Below are 26493 nucleotides of genomic sequence, written 5' to 3' on the forward strand. Positions count from 1 at the left end.
CACCGTCGCAAAACGTCCCAGCCGCAAGGTGGCGGACGCGCAGCGGCCAGACGAGCCGCCCAGCCTGCAGGACGTCGCGCAACACCGTCACGCAGCGTAACCAACGAATCACCGTCCGACTCGTACGGCGAGGAACGCCAGTACGGAAGTCGTGCCGAGGCCCGTCGCGCTGCCCAGCGCGGCGGGGGACGCCGAAGAGGCGCCGAAGAGCTCAGCTCCGGAGCCGGAGGCGCCGGCCGCCGTCGTGGCGGAAGCGGTGGAGGCGGCCACGACGGCCCTGGCCGAGGCCGGGGCGGCGCAGGTGGCGCCCCGGGCAAGAAACGCTTCATCGACTACCCGCGCTCCGGGAAGTACGGCTTCCGCCGCTGGGTGCCGTCCTGGAAGCTCGTCTCCGGTGTGTGTCTCAGCTTCCTCGGTCTTCTGATGGGCGTGGCCGGAGTCGCGTACGCGATGGTCGAGAAGCCGAAGGTCAGTCTCGCAGCCACGGCCCAGAACAACGTTTACTACTGGGCCGACGACACGCAGATGGTCGCCACCGGTGGTGAGGTCAACCGCCAGGTGATCAGCTACGCGCAGATCCCGGAGGCGATGCGCAACGCCGTCATCTCGGCCGAGAACAAGACGTTCGAAGACGACAAGGGCATCGACCCCATGGGTATCGCCCGAGCCCTGTTCAACATGGCCAAGGGTGGTGAGACCCAGGGCGGCTCGACCATCACCCAGCAGTACGTGAAGAACTCGATGCTCACCCAGGACCAGACCGTCAGCCGGAAGTTCAAGGAGCTCTTCATCACCCTCAAGGTCGGTGGGCAGATGGAGAAGCAGGACGTCATGGCCGGCTACCTCAACGTCTCGTACTACGGCCGGGGCGCCTGGGGTCTGCAGGCCGCGGCCCGCACGTACTACAACAAGGACGCGAAGGACCTGGACCCGAGCCAGTGCGCTTTCCTGGCCACTCTGCTCAAGGGCGCGACCTACTTCGACCCGGCGGGTGTTCCCGAGGTCGACTCGGTGAAGGCCACGAAGGAGAAGAACAGGGAGCGGGCGGAGGACCGCTGGAGGTGGATCCTCAACGAGGAGGTCAAGGACGGCAGGATGGAGGAGGCGGAGCGCGCCACGTACGACGAGTTCCCCATGCCGCTGCCGCCGCGGAAGGACGCGCAGCTCGGCGGTCAGACCGGCTACCTGGTCGACCTCGCCAAGTCGTACGTCCTCAATAACACCGACATCACCTCGGCCGAACTCGCCCAGGGCGGCTACGAGATCCACACGACCTTCGACGAGGACAAGGTCAACCAGCTCAAGAAGGCCGTCGAGGACGTCGACAAGGCGAACATCGACGCGAAGAAGCGCCCAGAGAAGGACACCCACGTCCAGTTCGGTGGCGCGTCGGTCGACCCGGCCACCGGTGCCATCGTGGCCACGTACGGCGGGCGGGACGCGACCAAGCACTACACCAACAACGCCGATCCGACCGGTGCGCAGGTCGGATCGACCTTCAAGCCCTTCGTGCTGGCAGCGGCGATGAAGTACGGGAAGCGCAACCCCGCCCTCGACGCGGAACAGAGCGAGTCGGAGCGTACGCCGGTCTCCCCCAAGAGCATCTACAACGGCGACAACCTGCTGAAGATCACGCAGTACAACGGCGATGTGTGGCAGAACGAGAAGGGGGAGCAGTGGCGGCAGACCAATGACGGCGATCAGTCCTACGGCGATATCGATCTGCGTTACGCCATGCAAGAGTCCGCCAACTCCCCTTACGTGCAGCTCGGTATGGACGTCGGCACCGACAAGGTGAAGGACGTGGCCATGGACGTCGGGCTGCGCGACGACGACTACATGGCGGACTCGAAGGTTCCGTCGTTCTCCATCGGTACGTCATCGCCGAGCGCCATCCGGATGGCAGGCTCGTACGCGACGTTCGCCACCAGTGGCATCCAGCGCGAACCCTTCTCGGTCACCGAGGTGAAGAAGAAGGGCTCGCCGGTCTTCCAGCACGAGTCGAAGAAGAAGCGTGCGCTCGACCCGATCATCGCGGACAACGTCACCGATGTGCTGAAGAACGTCGTGGAGAAGGGGACGGGTACGCCGGCCAAGCTGCCCGGCCGCGATGTGGCGGGCAAGACGGGTACGACGGACGGGAACAGGTCGGCGTGGTTCGTCGGCTACACCCCGCAGCTGTCCACCGCCATCAGCATGTTCCGCCTGGACGACAACGAGAAGAACACGAAGCGCGAGTTCCTCGAGATGTACGGCACCGGTGGTGAGGAGCAGATCCACGGTGCCTCGTTCCCGGCGCAGATCTGGCACGACTACATGGCCGCGGCGATGAAGGGCCAGAAGGTCATCAACTTCCCGAAGCCGCAGCCGTGGGGCGACAAGATGTACGGCGGCGGTGCGGCCAGCCCGACGCCTACGCCGACCGTCACCGCTTCGCCGACGCCGTCTCCCACGCCGTCGACCATGTCGCCGACGCCGACGCCGTCTTCCCCGTCCCCCACGCCGAGTAACACCTGCGGCATCTGGGGCTCGGAGGACTGCAAGAACAACGGCGGTACCAACACCGGTACGGACACCGGCGGGACGACCACCGAGGGAACGACCGACGGAACCGATACGGGCGGGACCACCGACGGAACCGACACGACCGGCACAACGGGCGAAACGACGACCGACGGCAGCGGGAACGGCGGGAACGGAAACGGGAACGGTGGGTTCTTCGGGGGCGGTGGATAGCCCCCGTAGGACAGCGCCCGGCGACGGGCCTGCCTGAGAGACGACGGCGAGGGCCGCCGCACCCACCAGGTGCGGCGGCCCTCGCCGTGTCCCGGGGCGGGCCACGCCTCGCGCACAGCCCCGTACGGCAGGATGTGCGGCATGCCAAGCGCAGAAGACACGAGCGTGCATCCGGAACGGCCCGTCGTACGGCCCACGCACGAGGACGAGATCGCCGCGGCCGGCAGCGAGCTGATCGGCGGGCGAGTGGGCCGCTGGGCGCTGCTCGGCAAGAGCCCGCTGACTCCCGTACGGGTCATCGCGCTGGTCGCGATCGGCATGTTCGCGCTCGGCATGGTGCAGAAGATCCCCTGCTACGAATGGGCCTGGTTCAGGGGCACCACCTCGCAGTACACGCACGCCTGCTACTCCGACATTCCGCATCTGTACATCGGACGCGGCTTCGCCGAAGGGCTCGTGCCGTACTTCGACCGGCTCACCGGTGACATGCAGTACCTCGAGTACCCGGTCCTGACCGGCCTGTTCATGCAGGTCGCGTCATGGCTGACGCTGACGCCCGACAGCGACCCCGTGCAGCAGCGCGAGCAGATGTACTGGATGGTCAACGCGGGCATGCTGATGGTCTGCGCCGTCATCACCGCGGTGTGCGTCGCCCGTACGCACCGGCGCCGCCCCTGGGACGGCCTGCTGGTCGCCCTGGCGCCCGCCCTGGCACTCACCGCCACGATCAACTGGGACCTGCTGGCCGTCGCCCTGACGGCCGCGGCGATGCTCATGTGGTCCAGGGGGCGCGCCCTCGCGTTCGGCATCCTCATCGGCCTGGCGACGGCCGCCAAGTTCTACCCCGCGCTGCTGCTCTGGCCGGTCCTGCTGCTGTGCTGGCGGGCCGCGAAGTGGAAAGCGTTCTTCCATGCGGTGCTGGGCGCGGGAGCCGCCTGGCTGCTGGTCAATCTGCCCGTGATGGTGTTCGCCCCCGAAGGCTGGAAGAAGTTCTACACCTTCAACCGGGAACGGCCGCTCGACTTCGGTTCCTTCTGGCTGATCATCACCCAGCGCACGGGCCTCGCCATCGACGTCGACACGGTGAACATGGGGTCGACGCTGCTGATGGTGGTGGCGGTCCTGGCGCTGGCGGGGCTGGCTCTGGCCGCCCCCCGCAGGCCGCGTTTCGCACAGCTCGCGCTTCTACTGGTCGCGGCCTTCGTCCTGACCAACAAGGTGTATTCGCCCCAGTACGTGCTCTGGCTCATTCCGCTCGTCGCGCTGGCCAGGCCGCGCTGGCGTGACTTCCTCATCTGGCAGGCGTGCGAGTGCATGTACTTCCTGGGGATCTGGCTGTACCTCGCGTACACGACGAGCGGCGACAAGCACCAGGGGCTGCCCGAGGAGGGCTATCAGATCGCGATCGTCCTGCATCTGCTGGGGACGCTGTACATCTGCGCCGTCGTCGTCCGGGACATCCTCATGCCCGAACGCGACCCGGTACGACGTGACGGGTCCGACGATCCGTCGGGCGGCGTGATCGACAACGCGCCGGACGTGTTCGTACTCGGAGAGGCGCCGCACCAGGCACGGCACGCGGCGCACGCGGTCGAGGGGCCGCGTGTGGAGTGGGGTGTCGCACGAGGACCGGCCGCCGACTGAGGCGCGGCGGGCCGGTCCTCTCGGGGCGGCCGGGTCTCTCAGAGCACCGGGTCCCGCACGTCGGAGGGTCTCAGGTCACCGGTCGACGAGGCGGTCGAACTGGGTGGTCGTGTGGCGCAGATGGGCCACCAGTTCGTCGCCGACCTTCGGCTCCTGGGCGTCCGACGGCACGAACAGGATCGACACCTGCATGTGCGGAGGCTCCGCGAACCAGCGCTGCTTGCCCGCCCAGACGAACGGTGAAAGGTTCCGGTTGACCGTGGCCAGGCCGGCGCGGGCGACTCCCTTGGCCCGCGGCATCACGCCGTGCAGGGCCTTGGGAGCCTCCAGGCCGACGCCGTGGGACGTACCGCCGGCCACGACGACCAGCCAGCCGTCGGACGCCGCCTTCTGCTGGCGGTAGCCGAAACGGTCACCCTTGACGACGGGCGTGACATCGAGGACGGCGCCCCGGTATTCCGTCGCCTCGTGATCGCCGAGCCAGAGCCGCGTACCGATGCGGGCGCGGAAACGGGTCTGCGGGAACTGCTGCTGCAGCCGCGCCAGTTCCTCGGACCGCAGATGGCTGACGAACATGGTGTGCAGCGGCAGCCGGGCCGCGCGCAGCCGGTCCATCCAGCCGATGACCTCCTCGACCGCGTCCGAGCCGTCGGTGCGGTCCAGCGGAAGATGCAGGGCGAAGCCTTCGAGCCGTACGTCCTCGATGGCGGCGTGCAGCTGCCCCAGCTCCTCCTCCTTCACACCGTGGCGCTTCATCGAGCTCATGCACTCGATGACGACCCGCGCACCCACGAGGGCGTGAACACCGTCCACGGAGGAGACCGAACGGATGACGCGGTCGGGCAGCGGCACCGGCTCCTCACCCCGCCGGAAGGGAGTGAGGACGAGCAGGTCGCCGCTGAACCAGTCCTTGATACGAGCTGCCTCGTAGGTGGTTCCGACGGCGAGGGTGTCGGAGCCGAACCGGATCGCCTCGTCGGCGAGCCGCTCGTGGCCGAAGCCGTAACCGTTGCCCTTGCAGACCGGTACGAGGCCGGGGAACTGGTCGAGCACGGACTTCTGGTGCGCCCGCCAGCGCGCGGTGTCTACGTAGAGGGAGAGCGCCATGGCCGGCCCGGAACCTTTCTTGTGGCTGCGGTGTATCAGAGGTATGCGGAACGTGCTGAAGCATCCATTGAAGCGAAAGACGTCAGCGGCGCGACATGTAGATGTCGAGTGCCTTGTGCAGCAGCTTGTTGAGCGGGAAGTCCCACTCGCCTACGTACTCGACGGCTTCCCCGCCGGTGCCGACCTTGAACTGGATCAGGCCGAAGAGATGATCGGTCTCGTCCAGCGAGTCGCTGATGCCGCGCAGGTCGTAGACCGTCGCACCCATCGCGTACGAGTCGCGGAGCATGCGCCACTGCATCGCGTTCGAGGGCCGGACCTCACGCCCGATGTTGTCGGACGCTCCGTACGAGTACCAGACGTGCCCGCCGACGACGAGCATCGTCGCCGCGGAGAGGTTCACCCCGTTGTGCCGCGCGAAGTACAGCCGCATGCGGTTGGGGTCCTCGGAGTTGAGGACCTTCCACATGCGCTGGAAGTAGGAGAGGGGGCGCGGCCGGAAGCGGTCGCGCACGGCGGTGATCTCGTACAGCCGCTGCCATTCGGCAAGGTCCTCGTAGCTGCCCTGGACGACCTCGACACCGGCCTTGTCGGCCTTCTTGATGTTGCGGCGCCACAGCTGGTTGAAGCCCTTGAGGACGTCTTCGAGGGAGCGGTTGGCCAGCGGCACCTGGAAGACATAGCGGGGCTGTACGTCACCGAAGCCGGCGCCGCCGTCCTCGCCCTGCTGCCAGCCCATCTTGCGCAGCCTGTCCGAGACCTCGAAGGCGCGGGGCTCGATGTGAGTGGCCTCGACATCGCGCAGACGCTTCACGTCGGGGTCCTGGATACCGGACTTGATCGCGGCCGAGTCCCAGCGCCTGATGACGACGGGCGGGCCCATCTTCACGGAGAAGGCGCCCTGCTGCTTGAGGTGGGCAAGCATCGGCTGGAGCCAGTCGTCCAGGTTCGGGGCGTACCAGTTGATGACCGGGCCCTCGGGGAGGTATGCGAGATACCGCTTGATCTTGGGCAGTTGGCGGTACAGGACCAAGCCGGCGCCGACCATCTCGCCGCTCTTGTCGAACCATCCCAGGTTCTCCGAGCGCCATTCGGTCTTCACGTCAGCCCACGCCGGGACCTGGCAGTGACTGGCCGAGGGCAGGCTCTGGATGTACGCCAGATGCTGTTCTCGGCTGATGGTCCTCAGGGTCAGGCTCATGCGGGGCGCTCCTCGGCAGGTGTGTCCCCATCGGTCAGGGGCTCCGGCTCTCGCGCCGAAGCCTACTGTGACCGAGGAGCGCCCCGTCTGGCACTACGGGACCGGGCTCGGCACCCGGGTGAGAGAGCTCTCAGCCGATCACGCCGCCGAAGAGGCCGCCGTGAGCCATACCGAGGAAGAACCCGATGGCCGATGCGCCGAGTCCGACGATCAGCGGGAACCTCTCGCGTGTGGTCACCGAGACGTACTGCCCGTAGGCACCCGTAAGGATTCCGATCAGTCCGGCCCACGAGCTGATCAGGTGCAGGTTGTGGAACATCGCCGTCACGAAGGCGACGGCACCCAGCACCAGGGTCACCGCCATCAGGCCGTCCTGGAGTGGATGAGCCTTGCCGTCCGTGGCGAAGAGGGAGACGGAAGAACGGGGTCGCACTGCGTGTGCCATGGAGAACCTCCCGGCCTGAAGGCGGCGCACTGTAGCGCCGCTCACACCCGATGTGTACAGATTGCGTCCTCTGAGCACCGGATTTCAACCGGAAGCCCCTCTGCGGGTAGTCTGGACGGTCTGCACCTGTGTCTGCCCTGAGCCGGCTAGGCGGCACCCTCTCCATGTGAGGGCGTTGTCAGTGGCGGCTGTTTTACTCGGAGACACAAGTGCTCAACGCATCACGACCCTCCTGCCACGGAACGACCGTGGCCGCTGAGTCCAAAGGAGGTGGGTTCCACATGCGTCACTACGAGGTGATGGTCATCCTCGACCCCGATCTCGAGGAGCGCGCAGTCTCCCCGTTGATCGAGAACTTCCTCTCCGTTGTCCGTGAGGGCAACGGAAAGGTTGAGAAGGTCGACACCTGGGGCCGTCGTCGTCTCTCTTACGAGATCAAGAAGAAGCCTGAGGGCATCTACTCGGTCATCGACCTGCAGGCAGAGCCCGCAGTCGTCAAGGAGCTCGACCGACAGATGAACCTGAACGAGTCGGTCCTCCGGACCAAGGTCCTCCGCCCCGAGACCCACTGAGCTTCTAGCTCAGCGGTCATCGGGTTCGAGTAGCAGCAAGCAGCCAGAAGCAATCCCCGCCGAGAGGTTCACCCATGGCAGGCGAGACCGTCATCACGGTCGTCGGCAATCTCGTCGACGACCCCGAGCTGCGCTTCACCCCGTCCGGTGCGGCGGTCGCGAAGTTCCGTGTCGCGTCCACTCCCCGCATCTTCGACCGTCAGACCAATGAGTGGAAGGACGGTGAGGGCCTGTTCCTCACCTGCTCGGTCTGGCGTCAGGCGGCGGAGAACGTCGCGGAGTCGCTCCAGCGAGGCATGCGCGTCGTCGTGCAGGGCCGGCTGAAGCAGCGGTCCTACGAAGACCGTGAGGGCGTCAAGCGCACGGTCTACGAGCTGGACGTCGAGGAAGTCGGCCCCAGCCTGAAGAGCGCCACGGCCAAGGTCACCAAGACCACGGGTCGCGGTGGCCAGGGCCAGGGCGGCCAGGGTGGATACGGCGGTGGCCAGCAGGGCGGCGGCAACTGGGGCGGCGGTCCCGGTGCCGGCGGCCAGCAGGGCGGCGGCGGTGCTCCCGCCGACGACCCGTGGGCCACCGGCGCGCCGGCAGGCGGCCAGCAAGGCGGGGGTCAGCAGGGCGGCGGAGGCAGCTGGGGCGGAAGCTCCGGCGGCTCCGGTGGATCTGCTGGTTCCGGCTCTGGCGGCGGCTACTCGGACGAGCCGCCCTTCTAGGGCAGCTCGTACCCCCACTTCTTGATCACACAGGAGAAACACCATGGCGAAGCCGCCTGTGCGCAAGCCTAAGAAGAAGGTCTGCGCGTTCTGCAAGGACAAGACCCAGTACGTGGACTACAAGGACACGAACATGCTGCGGAAGTTCATTTCCGACCGTGGCAAGATCCGTGCCCGCCGCGTTACCGGCAACTGCACGCAGCACCAGCGTGACGTCGCCACGGCAGTCAAGAACAGCCGTGAGATGGCGCTGCTGCCCTACACGTCCACCGCGCGATAAGGGGAGGGTGACCGAATCATGAAGATCATCCTCACCCACGAGGTCTCCGGCCTCGGTGCTGCAGGCGACGTCGTTGACGTCAAGGACGGGTACGCCCGTAACTACCTGGTTCCGCGTGGCTTTGCCATCCGCTGGACCAAGGGTGGCGAGAAGGACGTGGCGCAGATCCGCCGCGCCCGCAAGATCCACGAGATCGCGACGATCGAGCAGGCCAACGAGATCAAGGCCAAGCTCGAGGCCGTCAAGGTTCGTCTGGCTGTTCGCTCCGGCGACGCCGGCCGTCTCTTCGGCTCCGTCACCCCGGCCGACATCGCCTCGGCGATCAAGGCTGCCGGTGGTCCGGACGTCGACAAGCGTCGCGTTGAGCTCGGCTCGGCGATCAAGACGCTCGGCGGACACCAGGTGTCCGTGCGTCTGCACCCCGAGGTCGCTGCGAAGCTCGGCATCGAGGTCGTTGCTGCCTAAGGGCACAGCTCAGCAGAGCTAGGTGAAGGGCCGCACCCCTGGGTGCGGCCCTTCGTCGTTCCTCGGATCGGGTCGGATCGGAACAGGTCGGAACGTCTCGCGTGGGGCCTGTTTCACGTGAAACAGGCCTCATCGGCCCTTGGTCAGCGCGTGGCGCCGGTGACGATCCACCGTCCCGAGCGGGCGCGCAGCCAGAGCGTCACCAGCCGGACCGTCATCATCAAGGTCATCGCCCACCAGAGGGCGGTGAGGCCACCGCCGAACGCGGGGACCAGAAGGGCGACCGGGGCGAAGACCGCCAGAGTGAGCAGCATCGCCCAGGCGAGATAGCGGCCGTCCCCGGCTCCCATCAGGACCCCGTCCAGGACGAAGACCACGCCGGCGATCGGTTGCGAGAGCGCCACCACCAGCAGAGCGGGGAGCAGTGTGTCCTGCACGGACTGGTCGCTGGTGAAGAGCGGGATGAACAGGGGACGCGCCAGCACGATCAGCACGCCCAGCACCACGCCGGACATGATTCCCCACTGGACCATGCGGCGGCATGCCTCGCGTGCGCCCTTGGCGTCGTTCGCGCCGAGATAGCGGCCGATGATGGCCTGTCCGGCGATGGCGATGGCGTCTAGGGCGAAGGCTGTGAGGCTCCACAGCGACAGGATGATCTGGTGGGCGGCGATGTCCACGTCGCCGAGGCGGGCCGCCACAGCGGTGGCGATCATCAGGACGGCGCGCAGCGACAGCGTACGGACCAGCAGGGGTACACCTGCTTGTGCGCTGGCTCTGATGCCGGCGGCATCGGGTCGCAGGGAAGCCCCGTGGCGTCTGGCACCTCGGACGACCACGACGAGATAAGCGGCGGCCATGCCGACCTGGGCGATCACGGTGCCCCAGGCGGATCCGGCGATGCCGAAGCCTGCGCCGTAGACGAGCACGACGTTGAGAACGCCGTTGGCGGCGAAGCCGCCGATGGCGACATAGAGCGGCGTCCTCGTGTCCTGGAGACCGCGCAGTACACCGGTCGCCGCGAGGACGACGAGCATGGCGGGGATCCCGAGGCTGGAGATCCGCAGATACGTGGTCGCGTAAGGGGCCGCGGTATCGGAGGCGCCGAACACATCGACGAGCCAGGGGGCCGAGGGGAGGGTTACGGCGACGACCGCGGCGCCCAGCAGCAGCGCCAGCCAGATTCCGTCCATGCCCTGCCGGATCGCGGACGGCAGATCTCCCGCGCCGACCCGGCGGGCTACTGCCGCCGTGGTCGCGTAGGCAAGGAAGACGAAGACGCTCACGGCCGTCATGAGCAAGGCTGCGGCTACCCCCAGACCGGCCAGCTGGGGCGTTCCGAGATGGCCGACGATCGCGCTGTCGACCATCACGAAAAGAGGCTCGGCGACGAGTGCGCCGAAGGCGGGAACGGCGAGGGCGATGATCTCGCGGTCGTGCCGTCGGCGGCTGATCGAGGGCGTCGCGGGGGCCTTGGTCATGAGGGCCAATCTAATCTTCCACAGGTAAGAGATGCAATGCCATTGCACTCCTTACTTTGGTCACCGTCCGGAGTTCTGCTGTGCACCGTTTGCCGTGATCTTGATCTGAGGGCAAAAGAATTTCTCCCCCACAGCCGGTGGATGGAGAAACCCCAGGTCAGGGCGCTGGTCCGGGTGGAGGTATGAGTTTGTCCACAGTGCTGTCCCCCGCTCCGTGCACAGGATCCGAGGAGTTCTCCACAGCATCTGGCCCGTCGTCCACATGCCCTGTGGATAACCAGATTGGCTGACGGTGCGGAGCGGCCTACCGTGGTCCGGCGCCCGCACTCCGTTATGGCCTTGGAACCCCGCAGAACTCTTCGCGCCGGAACCGGAGTCGGGCGTCTTGTTTGTCGGTGCCGTGCCGTAAGAAAGAGTGGCACGGCTAGGTCCGCGAAGCGGACGGGAGGAGGTGGCCGGGTGAGTATCCCCGAGCCTTTGGACGACCCCTGGGCCGACACCGGTCCCAGTGACCGTCTGCCCGTTTCCCGTAAGCGCCGAGGTGACGGCAAGGGACGCGACGAACAGCACGACCGGGGGCGCGAGGACAGCTGGGACGGTGGCTCGCCCGGCTTCGAGCGTGTGCCTCCGCAGGATCTCGACGCCGAGCAGTCGGTGCTGGGCGGCATGCTGCTGTCCAAGGACGCCATCGCCGACGTCGTGGAGATCATCAAGGGCCACGACTTCTACCGCCCGGCCCACGAGACCGTCTACACGGCGATCCTCGACCTCTACGCCAAGGGCGAGCCGGCCGACCCGATCACCGTGGCGGCCGAGCTGGTCAAGCGCGGCGAGATCACCAAGGTCGGCGGAGCCCCGTATCTGCACACCCTCGTCCAGTCCGTGCCGACCGCGGCGAATGCCTCGTACTACGCGGAGATCGTCCACGAGCGGGCCGTACTGCGACGCCTCGTCGAGGCCGGCACCAAGATCACGCAGATGGGATACGCGGCCGACGGAGATGTCGACGAGATCGTCAACTCCGCCCAGGCCGAGATCTACGCCGTCACCGAGCAGCGCACCAGCGAGGACTATCTGCCGCTCGGCGACATCATGGAGGGCGCTCTCGACGAGATCGAGGCGATCGGCTCGCGAAGCGGGGAGATGACCGGTGTACCGACCGGCTTCACCGACCTCGACGCCCTCACGAACGGCCTGCACCCCGGCCAGATGATCGTCATCGCGGCCCGCCCCGCCATGGGTAAGTCCACGCTCGCCCTGGACTTCGCGCGGGCGTGCTCGATCAAGAGCAACCTGCCGAGCGTGATCTTCTCCCTGGAAATGGGCCGCAACGAGATCGCGATGCGACTCCTGTCGGCCGAGGCCCGGGTCGCGCTGCACCACATGCGCTCCGGCACGATGACGGACGAGGACTGGACGCGCCTGGCCCGCCGGATGCCGGACGTCTCGGCCGCCCCGCTCTACATCGACGACTCGCCGAACCTCTCCATGATGGAGATCCGGGCGAAGTGCCGGCGCCTCAAACAGCGCAACGACCTCAAGCTCGTGGTCATCGACTATCTGCAGCTGATGCAGTCGGGTGGTTCCAAGCGGGCCGAGAGCCGTCAGCAGGAGGTCTCGGACATGTCCCGAAACCTCAAGCTGCTCGCCAAGGAGCTGGAGCTTCCGGTGATCGCGCTCTCCCAGCTGAACCGTGGCCCCGAGCAGCGTACGGACAAGAAGCCGATGGTCTCCGACCTGCGTGAATCCGGCTCCATCGAGCAGGATGCCGACATGGTGATCCTGCTGCACCGTGAGGACGCGTACGAGAAGGAGTCCCCGCGTGCGGGCGAGGCGGACCTGATCGTGGCCAAGCACCGTAACGGTCCGACGGCGACGATCACGGTGGCCTTCCAGGGCCACTACTCACGCTTCGTGGACATGGCCCAGACCTGAGCCGGCCGGCTGGAAGGCCAAGCCCCCGGGCGGCCGGTTGATTGGTCAACCAGCTTGGTGGCAGGCCCTCTTCGGTCTGACCGTGGCGTGCGACCGCGGGTGCTTCGTGGGGCGGAAACAGGGGACCCGATCGGTCAGGAATCGAGAAGCGCCGGTGCGGGACCGCGCCTAGCATGATCGTCATGGACATCACCATTCACACCAGTTTCCTCCCGCACGACGACCCGGACGCGTCCGTGGCCTTCTACCGCGACGTCCTCGGTTTCGAGGTCCGCAACGACGTCGGACAGGGCAAGATGCGCTGGATCACGGTCGGTCCCGTCGGTCAGCCCAGCACGTCGATCCTCCTGGCGCCGCCGGCCGTCGACCCCGGAATCACCGACGACGAGCGCCGCACCATCGCCGAGATGATGGCCAAGGGCACCTACGGCTGGATCCTGCTCGCCACCCCGGACCTCGACGGCACGTTCGACAAGGTGCAGGGCGCCGATGCCGAGGTCGTTCAGGAGCCGACCGAGCAGCCGTACGGCATCCGCGACTGCGCCTTCCGCGATCCCGCGGGCAACCTGATCCGCATCCAGGAAGTTCGCTGAGCCCGCCTCCACCGCACCGCACCGCCCCGCCGCCTTGAGCGGTTGCTCCGGCTGCTCGACCGGCTCGTCCACTCCGACGGGCCGGTCGTTGCCATGAGCACCCCACCATCCACTTGGAGAAAGGGAGTTCTCTCATGTGTCACCCCTCGTGGGGACGCGCACGCGCCGAGGCTCAGCGTCTGAGCGACCTCGCGCGAATGCGTCGTGTACGGGACAGGATCGACCGGGAGTACGCGCAGCCGCTGAACGTCGAGGCGCTCGCTCACGGCGTGAACATGTCCGCCGGGGACCTCAGCCGTCAGTTCCGGCTGGCGTACGGCGAGTCGCCGTACGCGTACCTGTTGACGCGCCGCGTCGAGCGCGCGGCGGCGCTGCTGCGCAGCGGCGACCTCGACGTCACCGGGGCCACAGAACCGGTCAGGAATCGAGAAGCGCCGGCCGTCGAGCCGCAACTAGCGTGATGGTCATGGAAACCATCGCATCCGTCACCCTCGACGTGGCCGACCCCACGGCCGCCACCGACTTCTACACCACCGCCTTCGGGCTGGACACGCAGATCCGTCTGCGGGCATCCGAGGCACCCACCACCGGCTTCCGCGGGTTCACGCTGTCGCTCACGGTGTCCCAGCCGTCCACCGTCGACAGCCTGGTCGATGCCGCTGTCGCCGCCGGAGCCACCACGCTGAAGCCCGCATCGAAGTCGCTCTGGGGCTACGGCGGTGTCGTGCAGGCGCCGGACGGGACGATCTGGAAGGTCGCGACCTCCGCGAAGAAGGACACCGGCCCCGCCACCCGGAAGATCGACGAGATCGTGCTCCTGCTGGGGGTGGCGGACGTGATCGCGAGCAAGCGGTTCTACGTCGGCCAGGGTCTTGCCGTGGCGAAGAGCTTCGGCCGCGTGTACGTCGAGTTCGCTGCCGGGTCGAGCCCCGTCAAGCTGGCGCTGTACAGGCGCCGTGCGCTTGCCAAGGACGCCGGTGTCTCTCCCGACGGCACCGGATCGCACCGGCTCATGATCGGCGGCGGTGCCGGCCCCTTCACCGACCCGGACGGGTTCGCGTGGGAGGCCGTATCGTCGGCGCGCACCGCCTGATGCGTCCCTGCTGTCTGCCCTGACCACCGACGGAGCCCTGTACCCCGTAGCAAGGGCTCTCCACGAAGTGACTGGAGTAAGCATGACGAAGGCGCCGCCGCGTGAACTCGAGGAGCGGCTGCGGGACACCCGCGCGCGACTGGAGAGCGATATCGATCTCTGGGTCGCGACGTCGGGCTCCGAGGGCGGAGTCCACCTCGTCCCGCTCTCGTACCTCTGGGACGGGACCGTGTTCCTCATCTCGACGCCCCTCGCCTCGGTCACCGGCCGCAGCCTGCTCGCGGACGGCCGGGTGCGGCTCGGCCTCGGGCCGACGCGCGACGTCGTCATGGTCGACGGTGACGCCGAGCCGGTGGACATCGCGGCCCTCGGCCCCGGGGCGCGCGAGGCGTTCGCGGCCAAGACCGGTTTCGACCCGGGCGCACTCGAGGACCAGTACCAGTACTTCCGGGTTCGGCCGAGGCGCATCCAGGCCTGGCGTGAGGCGAACGAGCTGCGGGGTCGCGATCTCATGCGCGACGGCCGCTGGCTGGGCTGACTGCCGGCGGATACCGCGCAGAGAGACCGGTGAGAGGCCCGGCTCCGAGGATGAATGACCAGTGATGTCGTGACGTTCCCCCTCGCCGGGGCCGATACTCCCTGATTCCGAGGACCGTGCCTTTCCGACAGGAGAATGCCCATGCGTTTCCGCTGTCTCGCCACCACTGCCGTCCTCGCCGCCACCCTGGTGGTATCCGCCGCAGCGACCTCAACGGCCAAGTCCTCACCGGCCAAGCCCGCACCGAACGACAACTACCTCACCGACACCAAGTACGACGCCGTCTCCATCGGCATGACCCAGCAGCAGGTCGAGGACTTGATCGGGACCGATCCCAGCTGCTCCGGCACCGCGGAGGGCCTCATGTGCTGGACAGCGAACCAGTTCGTCGACCAGACGGCGACGTTCACCTTCAACGACAGTGACCGGCTGTACAAGAAGGAGAAGGGCTTCTCCTTCGCCTACGGCTGGTACACCTACGACCTGCCCCGAACGATGACCAAGGCCCAGTACGAGACGTTCGCCGTGGGCGACCTGCTGGCCGACGTCAACGCCGTCGTCGACGGCACCTCATGCACGGACATGTCGGTCGAGCACCCCAACTACCCGTCCACCAGCGGGTGGAAGACCCTGATCAAGTGCGACGGAACCGTCGATGAGTCCTACCCGGAGATCAAGTTCTACTTCACGGACGGCCGGCTGACGGACAAGACCTACTGGTCCCGCGACAGCGTCCGCTGAGGGCTGTGGCGCCGCTCAGGCGGCGAAGCCCAGGGCGAGGGCGCCGACCACCGGGGCCATGTACACCAGGGGGAAGGGGACGTGGGCGTACGAGCGGGCCCGGATCACGGTGATGACGGCGCCCGTGAAGTACAGCACCAGGCCGATACCGGCCAGGAGGCCGATGACCGGTACGAGCAGGCCGGCGAGGAGGCCCACCGCCCCTGCCGCCTTTGCCGCACCGAGCCAGACCCACCACGACCGGGGGACGCCGTAGTCGGCCAGCGGCTCCACGACCCACTTGGCGCGGGCGAGGACCGAGACGGCCGAGAAGCCGGCCATCGCGGCGGCCAGGACAGTGACGACGACGTATGCGGTTGACATCAGGAGTGCTCCCATCGGGGAGGCCGGGTGTTCCGGCCGGTTCGAGTCCGTCACTGCTATGACCCGGCGCGACACGGGAATGTGACAGGTGACCGGCAGCAATGTGTCAGCGGGGCACGATCTGCGTGACCACGGTCTCCACCAGGTCGTCGAGCTCGGTGTCGGACAGCACCCCGGGCAGCGTGAAGTGCTCCACGAGTACGCCGGTCATGGCCAGGTAGAGCACGAGGAACGTGTCGTGGTCGCCCGGCAGGCCCGCGTTCCGGTGGAAGTCGGCGCCCGCGTCGAACTCGGCGCGCACCGTCTGTGTCAGCTGGACGCGCAGGGCAGGCCGGCGGGTGGCCTCCAGGCGCAGTTCGAGCATGGCCAGATAGCCGGTGCGGTCGTCCGTCATGCGCTGGACCAGCCATCGCATCAGGGACGTGACCAGTTCTCGTGAGGGTGCGGGGCGCAGCGCCTCTTCGACCGTGGCCGGGTCCGGCGTCATGCGGCTGTTGATACGGGCGCCGGCCTGCATGAACAGGTCGTCCCGGCTGGCGAAGTAGTTGGACGACGTGCCCACCGGTACACCTGCCCGGGCGTCCACGGCGCGGAAGGTGAGTCCGCGGGCCCCTTCGTCCGCCAGCACTTCGATGGCGGCGTCGGTGAGCGCTGTCCGGCGTTCCGGATTCCTGGCCATGGGTCATCTCCTGTCGGTTCGCCCCTCCGAAAAAGAGGCTTGCGTAACCACTACATGTGAAGCACTATAGATGACGTGGTTGTGGCGCCGGGGAAAATGGCGCCGCGATCGCGGACATGCTCAGTGGCCACATGGCCACATGGCCCACGTGGAACGGGGACCACATGCGCAAGCTCACCTACTTCATCGCCTGCTCGATCGACGGTTTCATCGGGGACCCGAGTGGCGACGCAACATCGATGTACCCCTTCGTCAGTGAGGAGTTCCTCGGATTCCTCAAGGCGGAGTATCCGGAGACCGTTTCGGTCGCGGGCCGGGAGGCTCTGGGGTTCCATGACGCGAAGAACCAGCGGTTCGACACCGTGGTCCAGGGGCGCACCAGCTATCAGCTGGCGCTGGACGCCGGCATCACCAGTCCTTACGCCCAGCTCCGCGAGTTCGTCGCCTCCCGCACGCTGAAGGAATCGCCGGACGCGAACGTGGAGCTGATCTCGGAGGACCTGGTCGGCCGCGTCCGGGAACTCAAGGCGGAGAGTGGCGACCTGGGGATCTGGCTGTGCGGTGGCTCCCAGCTCGCGGGAGAGCTGATCGACGAGATCGACGAGCTCGTGATCAAGACCTATCCGCTGGTGTACGGCTCCGGCATGCCGATGTTCGGTTCGGACTTCCGGCCCACCGAGTTCACCCTCGACGGCGTGCGTACCTTCGAGAACGGGGCGCTGGTCAGGACGTACGGCCGCAAGCGCTGATCCGCTGACCGGTGGTCCGTACGGACCCGGGCGGGGCGCCACTTCAGCGCCCCGCGAAAACGGCTCGCCAGACGGCTGTCGCCCGGGTAGTCCTTGACCATGATCTCCCCCATTGAAGAGCTGCTCCCCAGTACGCGACGTGCCTTGCTGCACCGCATCGCCACCGCTCAGTCCGAAGGCCGTACGCCCTCGTTCGTCGCCGCGGTGCAGCGGGAGGGGCAGACCGTCTGGAACGGCTCGCGCACCTGCGTCGAGGGCCATGCCCCCGACACGGACACGCAGTTCAGGATCGGCTCCATCACCAAGACGTTCACCGCCGTACTGGTGCTCCGGCTCCGCGACGAGGGTCTGCTCGATCTCGACGATGCGCTGGAGAAGCACCTGCCCGGTACCGGGGTGGGCGACGTGACCGTCTTCCAACTGCTCGGCCACAGCGCGGGCCTGGGCGCCGAGTCGCCCGCGCCCTGGTGGGAGCGGACGCCCGGGTCCATCCGTCCCGGGCTTGCCGACGTCCTCGGTGACCGGCCGCGGACACAGCCGGCAGGCCGGAACCACCACTACTCCAACCCCGGCTACACCCTGCTCGGCGCGCTCGTCGAGGCGCTGCGAGGGGCCTCCTGGGAGGAGGTGCTGCGCCGGGAGATCCTGGAGCCGCTGGGGATGCACCGGACGACCGCGCAGCCGGTGGCTCCGCACGCGGGCGGCTGGGCCGTGCACCCCTGGGCGGATGTCATGCTTCCCGAACCGTCCGAGGATCTCGGCCTGATGGCGCCGGCCGGTCAGCTCTGGTCGACAGCCGCCGACCTCCTCCGCTTCGCGGCGTTCCTCGCCGAGGGGGACGAGAAGGTCCTCGGCGCGGCGTCCGTGCGGGAGATGCGGGTGCCGTCGGCGTCGCCCCCGGCAGGGGACTGGGACGGCGCCTACGGCCTCGGTCTCCAGGTCGTGCGCAGGGACGGCCGGACCCTCGTCGGTCACACGGGTTCGCTGCCCGGATTCCTGGCCGCGCTGTGGTTCAGCGTGGAGGACGGCCTTGCCGCCGTCGCGCTCACCAACGCCACATCCGGGCCGCCCACCGCCACGGTCGCAGCCGACCTCGTCCGGATCGTCGCCGACGCGGAGCCTCGTATCCCGGCGCCGTGGCGCCCGCTGCCCGAGGTCGACAGGGAACTCCTGGCGCTGACGGGCCCCTGGTACTGGGGCACCCACTGCTACGTCCTGAAGCTGGCCGCAGACCGGGACGTGGAGCTTCTTCCCTTGCGCGACGGCGGTCGCAGTGCCCGCTTCCGGGCCCGGCCGGACGGTACGTGGACGGGCCTCGACGGGTACTACGCGGGGGAGACGCTCAGCGTGGTGCGGACCGGCGACGGCGCCGTGGACCATCTCGACCTGGGTTCGTTCGTCTTCACCCGTGAGCCGTACGACCCGGGGGCGGCCGTCCCCGGTGGCGTGGACGCGGAGGGCTGGCGGGGGCTGGCCATCTGAGTCGTCCCCGGAGCTCACCGGTTCGTTTCACGTGAAACACCCTGGTCCCGCTTCGGTTCTCCCGCACGTGCGGGAGCCGGGCTCAGAGGGTGAGCTTGAACCCGACGTGGCTGGCGGTGAATCCGAGGCGCTCGTAGAAGCGTCGCGCGTCGGTACGGGTGGCATCGGACGTCAGCTGGACCAACTGGCACTCCTGGCGCCGGGATTCGTCCACGGCCCACTGGATCAGCTGGGTGCCGAGTCCACTGCCGCGCTCGTCGGCATGAATGCGGACGCCCTCGATGATCGAGCGCGTCGAGCCGCGCCGGGACAGGCCGGGAATGATCGACAGCTGAAGTGTTCCGACGACCCGTTCCTCGCGCACCGCGACGACGAGGTGCTGGTTCGGGTCGTCGGCGAGCCGCTGGAACGCGGTGTTGTACGGGGTGAGGTCGTCCGGCGACTCGCGCTGCGCGCCGAGCGGGTCGTCGGCCAGCATGGCCACGACGGCGGGAAGGTCGGAGAGCGCGGCAGGACGTATTGCAAGATCGTTCATATTCGGCAGAATACGCAGCCCGCACGGACTACGCGGGAACCTTCAGCTCTTCCACCGCGGTGACGAGCGGGGCCAGCTCGGGGTTGAGCGCGGCTTCGTCGAGGGCGGCACGCAGCGCCGTGTCATTGGTCGGCCGGGCCTCGGCGAGCAGGGTCAGTCCGCTCTCGGTGACGTCGGTGTAGATGCCGCGCCGGTCGGTATCGCAGAGGTACCGGGTCAGCAGTCCGCGGTCCTCGAGCCTGGTGACCAGCCGGGTGGTGGCGCTCTGGCTCAGCACGACGGCGTCGGCGACCTGCTTCATCTGGAGATGACCGCCAGGGCCGCTGTGCTGCCTGCTCAGGACGTCGAGCAGCGAATACTCCCGCACGCTGAGGTCGTGGCCCGCCTGCAGGGCCCGCTCGATATGGGACTCGATCTTCCCGTGGAGCAGGGAGAGCGCGCACCAGCCCTGGGAGAGCGCGGTCAGGGCGGGGTCTGTCGCTGTCATGGTCTCTCCTCCGTGTGGAGCCTTGTGCCTCCAGGATAGGGCACACGTGCAATAGTCTGCGTGTGCAATTAATCAGCGCCTGCAATTATTGCGAGCTCAGCCCATCGCGACGGTCAGTGGAGCGAACCGGCGGGTCCAGTCACCCGGCAGTTCGGGGCTGCCGTAGGTCATGACCGCCGTGCCGGCGCCCTTTTCCAGGCCGCGCTCGTGGAGCCAGTCGACCAGCTCCTGGTGGCGTGCGTCGATATCGGCGCGCAGAGGCCGGTCCGTCGTCGCGGCGAGCGAGGCGACGAGGGCCTTGGCCGTGGCGGTGTCCCGGGCGATCAGCGGGCCGAGAGCATGGACGTTCCCGCTCGGCCAGAGCGCCGCGTACCCGATGAGCTCGCCGCCCTCCTCCGCGACCCGGAGCCGGTCGGAGAAGGCGGGCAGCCGCGCGATGACGTGGGTACGGTCGGCGCCGAACGTATCGGCGTCCAGGCGGAGGATGCCCTGGAGGTCATCGGCCGTGGCCGGGCGGGTGGTCACCGTGCCGGCCACGGGGGACCCGTCAGGGTCCTCGCTCGGCGGCCGGAAGTGGCCGCCGAGGCGGTCGGCCCGTCCCGCCAGGGTGAAGCCGAGCTGCTCGTAGAGCGGCTCGCCCTGGGGGGTGGCGTACAGCGCGAGCGGACTCTCCCCCGCCGACTCGATCACGTACCGCATCAGCCGCCGGGCGACCCCCTGCCGTGCGTACCGTCCGGCGACGAGGACCATGCCGATGGCTGCGAGGCGCGGTCCGTACGAGGTCACCACACAGCTCGCGGCCAGGCCCTTGCCGTCCGGGTCGTCGATGCCGTAGCCCGTTCCGGCGGAGAGGAGCAGCCCCCACCGGTGCTCGTCGCGTGGCCACCCGCGGTCTTCGCAGAGGTCGGCGCAGGGGACCAGGTCGCCGCGGGTGAGGCGCCGGATGGGCAGTTCGGCGAGCGTGCGAGGCAGTGGGCTGTGCATAGGGGTCAGGCTGTCCGACGCGATGATCGTTCGTCCACCGCTTTAGCGGATCTGGCCGAGACGCGCAGCTGCCGGCCCCGCCGGGTCAGTCCCCAGGGCTTGAGTACCGAGACGGCTGTGACGAACAGATACGTGGCCGAGGCCACCGCCGGACCCATCACCAGGTCGGAGTTGATGACGCCACCTTCCGCTGCCTCGTTGATCCCGGGACGCAGCGAGAAGATCGACAGGCCGGTGGTGACCAGGGTGATCCAGAACTTCGCCCAGACCCACCGGTGCCTGGCCAGCCCCCACGGTGTGCCGAGTGCCAGCACCAGACCGCTGAGGAGCGAGAGGAGGGCGACCGGCACGACCAGCCAGTCACCGAAGATCTTCATGGCGCGGGTGGCGGCCTGCGCGGTCGTGGGATCACCCGTGAAGAAGGCGGTGAGGCCGAGAGTCAGCAGGCCGACGGTGAGGCCGAGCCAGCTCACGGAGACCGCGACATGGGCGACGAGGACACTTCTGCGGGTGCGTCGATTCAGTGGTTTCACGTGAAACACGTTGTCAAGCGCGGAGCGATCGGTCGTCTGACAGCGGGAGTATCCGCACGTACTGACCTCGGCGTACGAGGATGCCCCGGAGCGTCGTCCGTAGGGCCATGGGGCAGGAGAGCGTAGTGGGAACACGCGCTCTGATACCCGGACTTCCCAGTATTTGTCCGATGCGTGGGGAGTTCCTGCCACACTGCGACGAAGGAGAGCCGCACGCAGGGGACGCGTGGGGTGTGGGCGCGTCACGACCATTTGATGCTTGAGGCGAGGCACTTCTATGGACGTTCCGGTCACCACACCGGCCGACAGATCCGGATCCGCGACTCCGTCCGCATCTGCCGATGAGACCCTGATCCACCGCACGCTCGCGGAGGTGGGCCCGGTCGCGGACCGCGCCACCGCCTACTTCTACGCGCTGCTGTTCATCCGCCACCCGGATCTGCGCGCCCTGTTCCCGCCGGCGATGGACACCCAGCGCGACCGCCTCTTCCGGGCGATCCTCACGGCGGCCGACCGGCTCGGTGACCCGGAAGCCCTCACCGAGTACCTCGGAGCGCTCGGCCGGGGCCACCGCAAGTACGGCACGCAGCCCACCCACTATCCGGCGGTCGGAGAGGCTCTGCTCGGTGCGCTCGGCCGCTACGCGCCCGCCACCTGGAGCGGTGAGGCGGAAGCGGCCTGGGTGAGGACCTACACCAGGATCTCGCAGATCATGATCGACGCGGCGGCGGAGGACGAGCGCAACGCCCCTGCGCTGTGGCAGGCGGAGGTGGTCTCCCACGACCTCAGAACCCCCGACATCGCGGTCCTCACGGTCCGCCCCGACCAGGCGTACCCCTTTCTGGCCGGGCAGTACACGACCCTTGAGACCCCTTGGTGGCCGAAGATATGGCGCCACTACTCCTTCGCCTCGGCGCCGCGCAGGGACGGGCTGCTCTCGTTCCACGTCAAGGCGGTGCCCGCGGGCTGGGTCTCCAGGGCGCTGGTGCACCGCGCCCGCCCCGGCGACATCCTGCGGCTGGGAGCTCCGGCGGGTTCGATGACGGTCGATCACACCACCCACAACGGTCTGCTCTGCCTCGGTGGTGGCACGGGCATCGCGCCCATCAGGGCGCTGGTCGAGGACGTCGCCGAGCACGGTGACCGGCGTCCTGTCGACGTGTTCTACGGCGCTCGCAGGGACGACGACCTCTACGACATCGACACGATGATGCGCCTCCAGCAGACCTACCCATGGCTTGCCGTGCACCCGGTGGTCGGCGGGGGACCCGGCCACGGTGCGCAGGGCCGGCTGCCCGACGCCGTACGGGAACGCGGGCCCTGGAAGGGGTACGAGGCCTACCTGTCCGGCCCTCCAGGCATGATCCGCAGCAGCGTGGACGTGCTCAGAGGCATCGGCATGCCGGCCGAGCGGATACGGCACGACGCACTCGACGAACTGTCGGTGCCCGCGCCCGGCTGAAAGCACCGCTTCAGCCGCCTCAGCCGGTTCAGCCGCTTCACCAGGCTCACCCCAGGTCGGCCGCGTGCATCGCGCGTACGCCCTCGATATTGCCGTCCAGGTAGTGCCGCAGCGAGAGCGGGACCAGATGGACCGCGGCGATTCCGATCCGGCTGAAGGGCACCCGTACGGTCTCGTACTCCCCGCAGGGATCGTCGATCTCCGGGCCGTGCCGCCGTGAGGGGTCCATCGACTCCAGCCGGCAGACGAAGAAGTGCTGGACCTTGACGCCCTTCACCCCGCCGCCCGCGATGTGTTCCACGGTGTCGACGAAACAGGGCACGACATCGGTGATCTTGGCGCCGAGTTCTTCGTCGACCTCACGGTGCAGGGCGTCGACGACGGTGGTGTCCTCCGGCTCGACCCCGCCACCCGGCGTGAGCCAGTACGGATCCACCCCCGGTTTGGTGCGCTTGATGAGGATGAGGTCGTCGCCGTCGAGCAGGATGGCACGTGCGGTGCGCTTGACCACAGGTCGTTCGGTCATGGCAAGAGAGTGGCCCGTTGAGCGCGATCTGAAACTCTCCCGAGCTCACAGGTCACCAGTCGACGGCAGCGCGCACCAGCCACTCGTGAGCCCGCGCGATGTGCGGCATCGCGAGTGTGCCGGTGCGCGCGGCCAGGAAGTACGTACGCAGTGGGGGCACCGGCGGATCGAGGAGCGCCACGACCTCCCCCCGCTCCAGCGCCCGCTCGCACAGATACCGCGGCAGCACGGCGAGACCGGCGCCCGCAGCCGTGCACTCCAGGACCGCCCGCAGATCCGGTGTGATCACGGTCGCGGACGCGGCCGGCCGGCTGTCGAACACGGCGGCCCAGTAGCGGGAGACGAAGGGCAGGCTCTCGTGCACCTCGACCACGGGCAGCTGCTCCAGCACCACAGGACCCTTGTGTCGAAGTGTCCCGGGCCCCAGGCGGCCGGCCCAGCGCGGTGCCGCCACCAGGACGTGTTCCTCGTCGCAGAGCGTCGTGGAGGTGAGCAGCCCACCGCGCGGCCGGGCCGTCGTGATGGCCAGGTCGTGGTGGCCGGCGGCCAGCCCCTCCATGGTCTCCTCGGCGTTCGCGCTGAACGAACTGCGCAGCGTGAGCCCCTGGGAGAGCAGCGGGGTGAGCGCGGGCAGGGCGCGTACGGAGGTGAACTCGGGGGGCCCTGCCAGGTGCAGTGTCCGTATCCCCGTTGTCCCCGTCACCTCGTCGAGCCCGGTCTCGGCGATCTCGACGAGGGCGTCCAGGTGGGGAGCGGCCCGGTGCGCCAGCTCGTCGCCGATGCTGGTCGGGGTGACACCACGGGCCCGGCGCAGGAAGAGGGGGCGGCCGAGCTGGCGTTCCAGCGTCCGTATCTGTGAGGTGACGGCGGGCTGCGAAAGACCCAGCAGGGCGGCGGCCCGGGTGAACGACCCCGCCCGGTGCACGGTGACGAAGGTGCGCAGCAGAGCCAGGTCCATTGCCCCGCCTCCTCCCGCGCCCACGACGCTTCGGACCCGGACAACTATAAATATGTCGATAGGTCGCTGCCGCTACTGTGATTGGACACTGACGCAGAGTCAACTAGCCTTGTGCAAGCGGTTCTTCGCGCGTTGAACCGCGTGTGGAACCGGGGCGGTCCGAGCCACGAGGGGGGAGGCTCGGGCCGCCCGTACCAGCAGGCACCCCTGCTGAGCAGGGTGTTTACCGGGACGCCTCGTCGAGAGCGCGTTCCACGTCGGCGAGCAGGTCCTCGGGATCCTCGGCACCGACCGAGAACCGGATGAAGCCCTCCGGCACGGCGTCCCCGCCCCAGCGCGCCCGGCGTTCCGCGGTGGAACGTACGCCGCCGAAGCTCGTCGCGTCGTCGACCAGCCGCAGCCCGGCAAGAAAGCGTTCCGCGGTCGCCTGGTCGGCCAGTACGAACGACACCACCGAGCCGAAGCGCCGCATCTGCCGCACGGCGACGGGGTACGAGGGATCGGTCGGCAGCCCCGGGTAGCGCAGACCACTCACATCGGCGCGCTTGCCCAGCGTCTCGGCGAGTGCGAGAGCGGTCGCGCACTGCCGGTCGATCCGCAGCTGGAGCGTGGACAGGGAACGGTGCGCGAGCCAGGCCTCCATCGGCCCCGGAATCGCCCCGACGACCTTGCGCCAGCGCCGTACACCCGCTGTCAGCCGAGGATCGCGGCAGGTCACATGGCCGAGCAGGATGTCGCCGTGGCCCGTCATGCCCTTGGTGTCGCTGGCCACCGAGAAGTCGGCGCCCAGCTCCAGCGGGCGCTGGCCGAGCGGCGTGGCCAGTGTGTTGTCGACGGCGACCAGAACGCCCACCAGGTGCGCGGCCTCCACGAGCCGGCGCACGTCGCAGACATCGAGGCCGGGGTTGGAAGGGGTCTCGATCCACAGCAGCTTGGCGCCCTCCAGGAGCGCCAGTTGCGCGTCGCCGCCGGTCGGCGCGGTCCGCACCTCGACGCCGTACGCCTCCAACTGCTCACGGACCAGCGGCAGCGCCTGGTAGCCGTCGTCCGGCAGTACCACCGCGTCGCCCGTCCGCGTCTGCGACAGCAGTACGGCGGTGACCGCCGCCATCCCGGAGGCGAACACGGTGGTCTCCACCGGCTCCCCGGGCGCCTCCAGCTCGCTGATGGCACGTTCCAGATGTGTCCACGTCGGGTTGGTATCGCGGCCATAGGTGTACGGGCCGACCGGTTCTCCGGACAGATGGAAGTGCGCGGCGAAAACCGGTCCGGGCAGGGTGGGTTCGTACTGCGCCGGTTCGGGAAGCCCTGCCCGTACCGCTCGTGTCCCGTCGCCCATGGTGCTCATATCAGTCCTCGTCGGGGAGTACGACGTTCAGCGCCCAGGAGACGACCGAGATGATCAGGCCGCCGAGGACTGCGGTCCAGAAGCCGTCGACATGGAAACTCAGATCGAACTGGTCGGCCAGCCACGAGGTCAGCATCAGCATCAGGGCATTGACCACCAGCGTGATCAGCCCCAGCGTCAGGATGAAGAGCGGGAGCGTCAGCAGCTTCACCACCGGCTTGACGATGAAGTTCACAAGGCCGAAGAGGAGTGCGACCACGATCAGCGTGAGCACCTTGTTCCAGGTGTCGTCACCGGTCAGTGTGATGTCGTTGAGCAGCCAGATGGCTACGGCCAGCGCACCCGCGTTGGCGATCGTCTTGACTACGAAATTCTTCATGTGTCTGATCGTGGCAGACATGATCGGTGGCCGACACCGGCAGCACGGAACAAGGGCGGACAGGGCGATGAAGGCATTCAGGCTGGACGAACTGGAGGCGGAGCGGGCCGCCAACGACGGCGCCTACCTCCAGTTCGTGCGGGAACGCAATATGTCCGTCGGGCTCTACGCGCTGGACGCCGGACAGCTCGACCCGCAGCAGCCCCACAACCAGGACGAGGTCTACTTCGTCGTGAGCGGCCGTGCGGCGATCACGGTCGGCATGGAGACGACACAGGTGGGCAGGGGCAGTGTCGTGTACGTACCGGCCGGAGTGGCCCACAAGTTCCACCACATCACCGAGGACCTGCGGGTGATGGTGGTCTTCTCTCCGCCGGAGAGCTGAGCCCGGCTCCCCCGGTCCCTAGGGGATCGTTCAGGGGAGTTCAAGGGATCGGGAGCCTCCGCCGGCCACCCCCGCGCCTCTA

The 26493-nt window shown here is 68.2% G+C and carries 30 protein-coding genes and 1 pseudogene; 16 read left to right on the plus strand and 15 right to left on the minus strand.

Features of this window, described 5'->3' with window-relative positions; translation table 11 throughout:
• Positions 1-108 precede the first annotated feature (108 nt).
• Positions 109-270: a hypothetical protein gene (locus ACWGO0_RS01805; protein ID WP_453526448.1), complete on the minus strand. Its 162-nt coding sequence runs from the start codon at positions 268-270 to the stop codon at positions 109-111.
• Between the two features lie 99 nt (positions 271-369).
• Here ACWGO0_RS01805 and ACWGO0_RS01810 point away from each other — a divergent pair, with 99 nt between their 5' ends.
• Both ACWGO0_RS01810 and ACWGO0_RS01815 read left to right on the plus strand, forming a co-directional pair.
• Positions 370-2736 (plus strand): transglycosylase domain-containing protein, encoded by a 2367-nt coding sequence (locus tag ACWGO0_RS01810; RefSeq protein ID WP_453526451.1) that lies wholly within the window; start codon positions 370-372, stop codon positions 2734-2736.
• Between the two features lie 132 nt (positions 2737-2868).
• Positions 2869-4380 (plus strand): glycosyltransferase family 87 protein, encoded by a 1512-nt coding sequence (locus ACWGO0_RS01815; RefSeq protein ID WP_453526454.1) that lies wholly within the window; start codon positions 2869-2871, stop codon positions 4378-4380.
• 75 nt (positions 4381-4455) lie between these two features.
• Here the strand turns inward: ACWGO0_RS01815 and ACWGO0_RS01820 are convergent, their stop codons facing one another.
• From ACWGO0_RS01820 to ACWGO0_RS01830, 3 genes are all read right to left on the minus strand, one after another.
• Entirely contained in the window at positions 4456-5487 is a 1032-nt protein-coding gene (locus tag ACWGO0_RS01820; protein WP_453526457.1) for an alanine racemase, read from the minus strand.
• An 82-nt stretch (positions 5488-5569) separates the two neighbouring features.
• A complete protein-coding gene (locus ACWGO0_RS01825; RefSeq protein WP_453526460.1) occupies positions 5570-6688 on the minus strand; it encodes a lipid II:glycine glycyltransferase FemX in 1119 nt (372 codons plus the stop codon).
• 130 nt (positions 6689-6818) lie between these two features.
• Positions 6819-7133 (minus strand): hypothetical protein, encoded by a 315-nt coding sequence (locus ACWGO0_RS01830; protein WP_453526463.1) that lies wholly within the window; start codon positions 7131-7133, stop codon positions 6819-6821.
• A gap of 281 nt (positions 7134-7414) precedes the next feature.
• Between ACWGO0_RS01830 and rpsF the strand changes: the two genes are divergently transcribed.
• The 4 genes from rpsF to rplI all read left to right on the plus strand — a co-directional run bounded on the left by rpsF (position 7415) and on the right by rplI (position 9160).
• Entirely contained in the window at positions 7415-7705 is a 291-nt protein-coding gene (gene rpsF / locus ACWGO0_RS01835; protein WP_006604399.1) for a 30S ribosomal protein S6, read from the plus strand.
• 74 nt (positions 7706-7779) lie between these two features.
• The gene (locus ACWGO0_RS01840; RefSeq protein WP_453526468.1) at positions 7780-8415 is read left to right on the plus strand and encodes a single-stranded DNA-binding protein; all 636 of its coding nucleotides are present in this window, start codon (positions 7780-7782) and stop codon (positions 8413-8415) included.
• Between the two features lie 43 nt (positions 8416-8458).
• A complete protein-coding gene (gene rpsR / locus ACWGO0_RS01845; RefSeq protein ID WP_003967857.1) occupies positions 8459-8695 on the plus strand; it encodes a 30S ribosomal protein S18 in 237 nt (78 codons plus the stop codon).
• An 18-nt stretch (positions 8696-8713) separates the two neighbouring features.
• Positions 8714-9160 (plus strand): 50S ribosomal protein L9, encoded by a 447-nt coding sequence (gene rplI, locus ACWGO0_RS01850; RefSeq protein WP_018553905.1) that lies wholly within the window; start codon positions 8714-8716, stop codon positions 9158-9160.
• 143 nt (positions 9161-9303) lie between these two features.
• Here rplI and ACWGO0_RS01855 read toward each other — a convergent pair whose 3' ends face one another.
• Positions 9304-10641, minus strand: a complete 1338-nt coding sequence (locus tag ACWGO0_RS01855; protein WP_453526472.1) for an MATE family efflux transporter — start codon at positions 10639-10641, stop codon at positions 9304-9306.
• A 459-nt stretch (positions 10642-11100) separates the two neighbouring features.
• Here ACWGO0_RS01855 and dnaB point away from each other — a divergent pair, with 459 nt between their 5' ends.
• The 6 genes and pseudogenes from dnaB to ACWGO0_RS01885 all read left to right on the plus strand — a co-directional run bounded on the left by dnaB (position 11101) and on the right by ACWGO0_RS01885 (position 15541).
• Entirely contained in the window at positions 11101-12576 is a 1476-nt protein-coding gene (gene dnaB / locus ACWGO0_RS01860) for a replicative DNA helicase (protein ID WP_453526475.1), read from the plus strand.
• A 182-nt stretch (positions 12577-12758) separates the two neighbouring features.
• Positions 12759-13169, plus strand: a complete 411-nt coding sequence (locus tag ACWGO0_RS01865; protein WP_453526478.1) for a VOC family protein — start codon at positions 12759-12761, stop codon at positions 13167-13169.
• Positions 13170-13303: 134 nt separating this feature from the next.
• A pseudogene (locus ACWGO0_RS01870) lies at positions 13304-13570 on the plus strand (helix-turn-helix domain-containing protein); the annotation flags it as partial.
• Positions 13571-13635: 65 nt separating this feature from the next.
• Positions 13636-14262 carry a glyoxalase gene (locus tag ACWGO0_RS01875; protein WP_453526481.1) on the plus strand — a complete coding sequence of 209 codons (627 nt, stop codon included), beginning with the start codon at positions 13636-13638 and terminating at the stop codon, positions 14260-14262.
• An 82-nt stretch (positions 14263-14344) separates the two neighbouring features.
• Positions 14345-14800, plus strand: coding sequence for a pyridoxamine 5'-phosphate oxidase family protein (locus ACWGO0_RS01880; RefSeq protein WP_453526484.1), 456 nt, complete (start codon positions 14345-14347; stop codon positions 14798-14800).
• Positions 14801-14941: 141 nt separating this feature from the next.
• The gene (locus ACWGO0_RS01885) at positions 14942-15541 is read left to right on the plus strand and encodes a BLIP family beta-lactamase inhibitor (RefSeq protein WP_453526487.1); all 600 of its coding nucleotides are present in this window, start codon (positions 14942-14944) and stop codon (positions 15539-15541) included.
• A gap of 15 nt (positions 15542-15556) precedes the next feature.
• Here ACWGO0_RS01885 and ACWGO0_RS01890 read toward each other — a convergent pair whose 3' ends face one another.
• Both ACWGO0_RS01890 and ACWGO0_RS01895 read right to left on the minus strand, forming a co-directional pair.
• Positions 15557-15904 (minus strand): DoxX family protein, encoded by a 348-nt coding sequence (locus ACWGO0_RS01890; RefSeq protein WP_453526490.1) that lies wholly within the window; start codon positions 15902-15904, stop codon positions 15557-15559.
• Positions 15905-16010: 106 nt separating this feature from the next.
• A complete protein-coding gene (locus ACWGO0_RS01895; protein ID WP_453526493.1) occupies positions 16011-16583 on the minus strand; it encodes a TetR/AcrR family transcriptional regulator in 573 nt (190 codons plus the stop codon).
• Between the two features lie 164 nt (positions 16584-16747).
• Here ACWGO0_RS01895 and ACWGO0_RS01900 point away from each other — a divergent pair, with 164 nt between their 5' ends.
• On the plus strand, positions 16748-17332 hold the full coding sequence (locus ACWGO0_RS01900) for a dihydrofolate reductase family protein (RefSeq protein ID WP_453527007.1): 585 nt from the start codon (positions 16748-16750) through the stop codon (positions 17330-17332).
• A gap of 99 nt (positions 17333-17431) precedes the next feature.
• Positions 17432-18814 carry a serine hydrolase domain-containing protein gene (locus tag ACWGO0_RS01905; protein ID WP_453526495.1) on the plus strand — a complete coding sequence of 461 codons (1383 nt, stop codon included), beginning with the start codon at positions 17432-17434 and terminating at the stop codon, positions 18812-18814.
• Positions 18815-18896: 82 nt separating this feature from the next.
• On the opposite strand, the gene ACWGO0_RS01910 is transcribed toward ACWGO0_RS01905, so the two are convergent.
• The 4 genes from ACWGO0_RS01910 to ACWGO0_RS01925 form a co-directional block, all read right to left on the minus strand.
• The gene (locus ACWGO0_RS01910; RefSeq protein WP_453526498.1) at positions 18897-19349 is read right to left on the minus strand and encodes a GNAT family N-acetyltransferase; all 453 of its coding nucleotides are present in this window, start codon (positions 19347-19349) and stop codon (positions 18897-18899) included.
• A gap of 28 nt (positions 19350-19377) precedes the next feature.
• Positions 19378-19836 (minus strand): MarR family winged helix-turn-helix transcriptional regulator, encoded by a 459-nt coding sequence (locus tag ACWGO0_RS01915; RefSeq protein ID WP_453526501.1) that lies wholly within the window; start codon positions 19834-19836, stop codon positions 19378-19380.
• A 96-nt stretch (positions 19837-19932) separates the two neighbouring features.
• Positions 19933-20820: a GNAT family N-acetyltransferase gene (locus tag ACWGO0_RS01920; RefSeq protein ID WP_453526504.1), complete on the minus strand. Its 888-nt coding sequence runs from the start codon at positions 20818-20820 to the stop codon at positions 19933-19935.
• Positions 20821-20825: 5 nt separating this feature from the next.
• The gene (locus ACWGO0_RS01925) at positions 20826-21353 is read right to left on the minus strand and encodes a DUF2269 domain-containing protein (RefSeq protein ID WP_453526507.1); all 528 of its coding nucleotides are present in this window, start codon (positions 21351-21353) and stop codon (positions 20826-20828) included.
• 277 nt (positions 21354-21630) lie between these two features.
• On the opposite strand from ACWGO0_RS01925, the gene ACWGO0_RS01930 reads away from it, so the two are divergent.
• A complete protein-coding gene (locus tag ACWGO0_RS01930; RefSeq protein ID WP_453526510.1) occupies positions 21631-22815 on the plus strand; it encodes a globin domain-containing protein in 1185 nt (394 codons plus the stop codon).
• A 46-nt stretch (positions 22816-22861) separates the two neighbouring features.
• Here the strand turns inward: ACWGO0_RS01930 and ACWGO0_RS01935 are convergent, their stop codons facing one another.
• The 4 genes from ACWGO0_RS01935 to ACWGO0_RS01950 all read right to left on the minus strand — a co-directional run bounded on the left by ACWGO0_RS01935 (position 22862) and on the right by ACWGO0_RS01950 (position 26026).
• Positions 22862-23341, minus strand: coding sequence for an NUDIX domain-containing protein (locus ACWGO0_RS01935; protein WP_453526513.1), 480 nt, complete (start codon positions 23339-23341; stop codon positions 22862-22864).
• A 52-nt stretch (positions 23342-23393) separates the two neighbouring features.
• Entirely contained in the window at positions 23394-24299 is a 906-nt protein-coding gene (locus ACWGO0_RS01940) for a LysR family transcriptional regulator (protein WP_453526516.1), read from the minus strand.
• Between the two features lie 223 nt (positions 24300-24522).
• On the minus strand, positions 24523-25647 hold the full coding sequence (locus tag ACWGO0_RS01945; protein WP_453526519.1) for a cystathionine gamma-lyase: 1125 nt from the start codon (positions 25645-25647) through the stop codon (positions 24523-24525).
• A 1-nt stretch (position 25648) separates the two neighbouring features.
• Positions 25649-26026, minus strand: coding sequence for a phage holin family protein (locus ACWGO0_RS01950; protein ID WP_453526522.1), 378 nt, complete (start codon positions 26024-26026; stop codon positions 25649-25651).
• 67 nt (positions 26027-26093) lie between these two features.
• On the opposite strand from ACWGO0_RS01950, the gene ACWGO0_RS01955 reads away from it, so the two are divergent.
• Positions 26094-26411 carry a cupin domain-containing protein gene (locus ACWGO0_RS01955; protein WP_383788782.1) on the plus strand — a complete coding sequence of 106 codons (318 nt, stop codon included), beginning with the start codon at positions 26094-26096 and terminating at the stop codon, positions 26409-26411.
• Positions 26412-26493: the final 82 nt, after the last annotated feature.

The sequence above is a fragment of the Streptomyces sp. NPDC055749 genome (genome assembly GCF_053617235.1).

Excerpts from the sequence above, each read along its gene's own strand:
- ACWGO0_RS01815 (WP_453526454.1), top strand. The coding sequence starts at position 2,869 with ATGTGCGGCATGCCAAGCGCAGAAGACACGAGCGTGCATCCGGAACGG.
- ACWGO0_RS01820 (WP_453526457.1), bottom strand. The coding sequence starts at position 5,487 with ATGGCGCTCTCCCTCTACGTAGACACCGCGCGCTGGCGGGCGCACCAG.
- ACWGO0_RS01825 (WP_453526460.1), bottom strand. The coding sequence starts at position 6,688 with ATGAGCCTGACCCTGAGGACCATCAGCCGAGAACAGCATCTGGCGTAC.
- ACWGO0_RS01830 (WP_453526463.1), bottom strand. The coding sequence starts at position 7,133 with ATGGCACACGCAGTGCGACCCCGTTCTTCCGTCTCCCTCTTCGCCACG.
- rpsF (WP_006604399.1), top strand. The coding sequence starts at position 7,415 with ATGCGTCACTACGAGGTGATGGTCATCCTCGACCCCGATCTCGAGGAG.
- ACWGO0_RS01840 (WP_453526468.1), top strand. The coding sequence starts at position 7,780 with ATGGCAGGCGAGACCGTCATCACGGTCGTCGGCAATCTCGTCGACGAC.
- rpsR (WP_003967857.1), top strand. The coding sequence starts at position 8,459 with ATGGCGAAGCCGCCTGTGCGCAAGCCTAAGAAGAAGGTCTGCGCGTTC.
- rplI (WP_018553905.1), top strand. The coding sequence starts at position 8,714 with ATGAAGATCATCCTCACCCACGAGGTCTCCGGCCTCGGTGCTGCAGGC.
- ACWGO0_RS01855 (WP_453526472.1), bottom strand. The coding sequence starts at position 10,641 with ATGACCAAGGCCCCCGCGACGCCCTCGATCAGCCGCCGACGGCACGAC.
- ACWGO0_RS01865 (WP_453526478.1), top strand. The coding sequence starts at position 12,759 with ATGGACATCACCATTCACACCAGTTTCCTCCCGCACGACGACCCGGAC.
- ACWGO0_RS01875 (WP_453526481.1), top strand. The coding sequence starts at position 13,636 with ATGGAAACCATCGCATCCGTCACCCTCGACGTGGCCGACCCCACGGCC.
- ACWGO0_RS01880 (WP_453526484.1), top strand. The coding sequence starts at position 14,345 with ATGACGAAGGCGCCGCCGCGTGAACTCGAGGAGCGGCTGCGGGACACC.
- ACWGO0_RS01885 (WP_453526487.1), top strand. The coding sequence starts at position 14,942 with ATGCGTTTCCGCTGTCTCGCCACCACTGCCGTCCTCGCCGCCACCCTG.
- ACWGO0_RS01890 (WP_453526490.1), bottom strand. The coding sequence starts at position 15,904 with ATGTCAACCGCATACGTCGTCGTCACTGTCCTGGCCGCCGCGATGGCC.
- ACWGO0_RS01895 (WP_453526493.1), bottom strand. The coding sequence starts at position 16,583 with ATGGCCAGGAATCCGGAACGCCGGACAGCGCTCACCGACGCCGCCATC.
- ACWGO0_RS01900 (WP_453527007.1), top strand. The coding sequence starts at position 16,748 with ATGCGCAAGCTCACCTACTTCATCGCCTGCTCGATCGACGGTTTCATC.
- ACWGO0_RS01905 (WP_453526495.1), top strand. The coding sequence starts at position 17,432 with ATGATCTCCCCCATTGAAGAGCTGCTCCCCAGTACGCGACGTGCCTTG.
- ACWGO0_RS01910 (WP_453526498.1), bottom strand. The coding sequence starts at position 19,349 with ATGAACGATCTTGCAATACGTCCTGCCGCGCTCTCCGACCTTCCCGCC.
- ACWGO0_RS01915 (WP_453526501.1), bottom strand. The coding sequence starts at position 19,836 with ATGACAGCGACAGACCCCGCCCTGACCGCGCTCTCCCAGGGCTGGTGC.
- ACWGO0_RS01920 (WP_453526504.1), bottom strand. The coding sequence starts at position 20,820 with ATGCACAGCCCACTGCCTCGCACGCTCGCCGAACTGCCCATCCGGCGC.
- ACWGO0_RS01930 (WP_453526510.1), top strand. The coding sequence starts at position 21,631 with ATGGACGTTCCGGTCACCACACCGGCCGACAGATCCGGATCCGCGACT.
- ACWGO0_RS01935 (WP_453526513.1), bottom strand. The coding sequence starts at position 23,341 with ATGACCGAACGACCTGTGGTCAAGCGCACCGCACGTGCCATCCTGCTC.
- ACWGO0_RS01940 (WP_453526516.1), bottom strand. The coding sequence starts at position 24,299 with ATGGACCTGGCTCTGCTGCGCACCTTCGTCACCGTGCACCGGGCGGGG.
- ACWGO0_RS01945 (WP_453526519.1), bottom strand. The coding sequence starts at position 25,647 with ATGAGCACCATGGGCGACGGGACACGAGCGGTACGGGCAGGGCTTCCC.
- ACWGO0_RS01950 (WP_453526522.1), bottom strand. The coding sequence starts at position 26,026 with ATGAAGAATTTCGTAGTCAAGACGATCGCCAACGCGGGTGCGCTGGCC.
- ACWGO0_RS01955 (WP_383788782.1), top strand. The coding sequence starts at position 26,094 with ATGAAGGCATTCAGGCTGGACGAACTGGAGGCGGAGCGGGCCGCCAAC.